The 4607-nt window shown below is 34.3% G+C and carries 1 protein-coding gene; it reads right to left on the bottom strand.

Annotated elements, in window-relative coordinates:
* Window positions 1–4607, bottom strand: a 4607-nt coding sequence (locus ACFSTE_RS20545; protein WP_378298368.1) for an amino acid adenylation domain-containing protein, incomplete at both ends; no start/stop codon positions are given.

Raw genomic sequence — 4607 nt, forward strand, 5'->3', positions numbered from 1 at the left:
ACATATATCAACTGATCTGGACTTATTTTAACCTCTGGAATCGATACACTTTGTCCTTGTAATATTTGTTCTCCTTGATCCAGTAAAACAGAGGTCTTTACCAGTTTGTTTTCTTTGAAGAGGTGTAATACATCAGAATGTGTGACAACCAAACTCGCATTTGTATCTTGTAAAATAAAATCAATACGCTCCTGTGGGTATGAAGGATCTATCGGAACATAAGCCCCTCCTGCCTTGATAATTCCTAAGATACCAACTACCATGGCTAATGACCTATCAATACATATAGGAACTAACGTCTCTTTTCCAATTCCTTGTTCTATTAAATAATGTGCTAGCTGATTCGACCTCTCTTCTAACTCCCTATAGCTCATTGTAGCTCCTTCAAACTCTAAAGCAATAGCCTCTGGAAATGCTTTAACCTGATCTCTAAACAAGTCTATAACTGTCTTATCACTAGGGTATGATACTTCCGTGTTATTAAAAAGAGTTAGTAATTCCTCTTTTTCTTCTTTACCTAAATAGGTTAACTCTCCTAAAGTTTTTACTCCACTTGTAATACTACTTAATAATTGATAAATGTGTTTTTCAATCATTACTACCACATCATCGGGTAGTATCGTATTATTATAAGTCAGCTTTATTGATATTCCTTCTTCTGTATCAAAAACACAGAGCGATAATGTATAATTTGTGTTTTCTTTACTTTCTATGTTTTTTATGGTTAAATCAAAAGAAGTACTATCCAAATTTTCTATCGGATAATTTTCAAAAACCATAAGGGTATCAAAACAAGGACTCGATACAACAGACTGCTTTTCTATCTCTAGCAATGATAAATAACCATGATCCTCTCTTCCTATTGTGTGACCTCGCTGTAATTCTTGTAACCAATCTACAATATTTGCCTGACTTTCTATATGACTACATACTGGAATAGTATTTATATATAATCCTACTTTGTCTGCAATTCCTTCTACATCAGAATTCCTACCTGATATTGTTGCTCCAAAAGTAACAGCTGAAATCCCTGTATACTTAGATAACAAATAACTCCATGTCCCCTGCAATACCGTGCTAGTGGTAATATGGTTCTGTTCTGCAAAACTATTTATCTGATTACTAACTTCTTTAGAAATTAATAAAGTCCTCTCTGAGTTCCCAAATGTTTTATTTCTTTCTGAAACATTCCCTGTAAAAGGAAGATAAGTAGCTTGCTCTATACCCGAAAGATATCTTCCCCAATAAGCTAGCCCTTCAGTTCTATTTTGACTATTTATATAATCTATATGAGAACGATAATTATCCGTACTCAATACTGTCAACTCTGTACCATTTACCATTTGCTGGTAAACTTCTATAAAATTGCTCATCAACTTGGCAAATGACCAACCATCCCATAATATATGGTGATTAGTAAAAACCATACGAACTGTATCGGAATCTACCTTAAATAGTGTTATTCTGAAAAGAGGTTCCTTCTCAAAATCAAAATTTGTCTGTTTGTCTTTTTCCAAAAATGATTGAATCGCTACTTCTTTCTCCCCTGCTGAATAGGACGTATAATCATACATCTGAACAGGTAGTTCCATTGACTCATATACACATTGTACGGGAATAGCTAATTCATTGGCATAAATACAACTTCTTAAAGTACTGTGTCCGTCCATTAAGACCTTCCAACTTTTCAGAAAAGAATCTTTTGAAAAATTACCTGCTAGATCACAGTGAAATTGAACCAAATAAGCCGTATCCTCAGGATTGTATAAACTATGAAATAGCATCCCTTGTTGTAAAGCCGTCAACGGATAAATATCCTCTATTTTAGAATTAAGTAACCTTTCTCTACCCTGCTTAAAGTTTACCAGATTCGTATAGGAAATTTTTGAAGGTAACCCATAATCTCCTGGTGTTTTTTCTCTGTCCGAAAGAACTTTACAATGATGTATAATTGATCGTAGAATCTTATCAAATTTATCGGACAACGTTTTTATTGTATTTTCCTCGTATCGATGACTATCATAACTCCAGTTTATCTCTAACTGCCCCTGAACTATAATACTATTGATTGCAATTTTATTAGGATTCTGATTTTTTAAACCAAATGCTTCTCCTGTATTTTCGTTGGATATCGATAGTAAAGAGTTCTCAGATGCATTATAATGATCAAAATCACCTAAATAGTTAAAAATAAGATCTTCATACTGCAATGACAATTCTTCTCTTATTTCTTCCTCTGACAGGTATCGCAATATTGGATAATTGATCCCTTTCTTAGGGATTTCTCTAAGGCTATCTTTTGTTCTTGAAATAAGATCTTCATAACTAACCGTGCCTGATGAAGGAACCGATAAACAAACAGGGTACAAACTAGTAAACCAACCTATTGTTCTGCTCAAATCAACATCTCTGAATAACTCTTCCCGTCCATGCCCCTCTAAACCTATAACAAACTCAGATGATGAAATCCATCCTTCCATGGTTTTTGACAAAGCACTTAATAAGATATCATTAATCTCTGTCCCATAGGCATGGTGAATCTCTTGTGTTAAAGACGTTGTATCTGCTCTAGATAATCGTGTTTGAATTGTATGCGTTTGCTCATAAGTTGTCTCTATATCACTAGAAAAGTCAACAGGTAAAGGTCTATACTTAGACAGCACTTCTTTCCAATAACTATATTCTAATTGTGTGGATGGTAAAACGGCATACTCTTGTAATTTTTCTGTCCACTGACGATAAGAAGTCCCTTTTGCCGGTAAAATAGTTGAACCCTCTATAGCCTCTTTAGATAATAAAACCTCTAAATCTTCAAGTAAAACTCGCCACGAAATACCATCTATGGCTAGGTGATGAATGGTTAAAAATAATCTATTCTTCTTTTCTGTATGTGGCGTATGAATCAGTAATGCTCGTAAAAGATCCCCTTCTTTGATATTTAATTCTGATTGATAGCTATTACATAAATCAGGTATTTCGGATAATGATGTAACACTACATGCTGATGGCTTTCCTATAAAATTACTATAACGCTGTTCTACCCCTTCTAAGGAGAAATCATACTTTAAACGTAAGGCATCATGATGATGAAATAATTGAAGAAAACATACTGCTAACCTATCAATAGATATAGACTTAGGAATTGTAAGAATAAGTGATTGGTTATAATGATTCGATGCCTTATAATCTTGTTCAAAAAAGTAATGTTGGATAGGATGCAAAGGTACCTCTCCTGATAAAAGCCCCTCTTCTGTTACCGTATCAAAAGCCAACTGTAAATTCGAACAAATACCGGATATTGTCTGATAATCAAAAATATCTTTAACCTGATAGTGTATGTCTAATGATTTACTTTTACTAACTAACTGAATCGCTTTTATAGAGTCCCCTCCTAATTCAAAGAAATTATCCTCAACCCCTATTTTTGCTATACCTAAAAGCTCTTCCCAAACTGATACTAATTCTTTTTCTTCTTCCGTGGTTGGAGCTACATAGTTGTTAATCCTACTAAAAGAAGTTTCTGGTGCTGGTAATGCTTTCTTATCTATCTTCCCATTATGTGTCAAAGGAAAGTCATCTAAGAAAACATAAACCCCGGGAACCATATAATCAGGAAGCTTTTCTGACAAATAACGCTTTAACTCCTGATGTTCAATATCGTCCGATAAAACTGTTTTGATATAAGCAACTAATCGCTTATGACCACTATTATCAGGTATAGCTACTACTATAGATTGCTGGATACTTTCTTTGGTGGCTATGATTGATTCTATCTCTCCTAATTCGATTCGGTAACCTCGAATCTTTACCTGATTATCTTTCCTTCCTATAAACTCTAAGGTGCCATCGGGTAGCCATCTGGCTAAGTCTCCCGATTTATAAACCCGTTCTCCTTTCTTAAAAGGATGGGCTACAAATCGTTCTGCCGTTAAATCCGGACGGTTTAAGTATCCTCTAGCTAATTGAGTACCTCCTATATATAATTCTCCTGTGACTCCAATCGGTAATAGTGATAAGTCTTCCGATAAAACATAAACAGAAGTATTAGGTAGTGGAGAACCTATAGTGGCTATTGTCCCCTTATATAAAGGACTACTAGACATAGATGTAGCAACACTATTTTCTGTTGGACCATATTCATTTATTACTTTTATTCCTTGAGCCTGAAATTTTTCAACCAAAGAAATTATAATAGCCTCCCCAGCAGAAATAATAGTTTTAAGAGAAAATAGGTGATCTTGTAAAATTTCTTGATATGTTGGAGGAAGAGTCGCTACAGTAATTTTTTGTTCACTAATCACTTTTCCTATATCATCTTTAGAATGAACAGTATCTTTATTAACAATAATAAGTTTTGCTCCAGAGAGTAAACAGGGATATAACTCGAAACCAAAAGCATCGAATGATATTGAAGCAAATTGTAAAATACGATCTTCCGAATTTAATCCAATCTCTGTAATTTGGCTTACAGCTAAGTTCATAATCCCCTTATGCTCACATAACACCCCTTTAGGCGTTCCTGTAGTTCCAGAAGTGTATATCACATATATCAACTGATCTGGACTTATTTTAACCTCTGGAATCGATACACTTTGTCCTTGTAATAT

This window comes from Aquimarina hainanensis, from assembly GCF_042684685.1.
GTDB lineage: Bacteria > Bacteroidota > Bacteroidia > Flavobacteriales > Flavobacteriaceae > Aquimarina > Aquimarina hainanensis.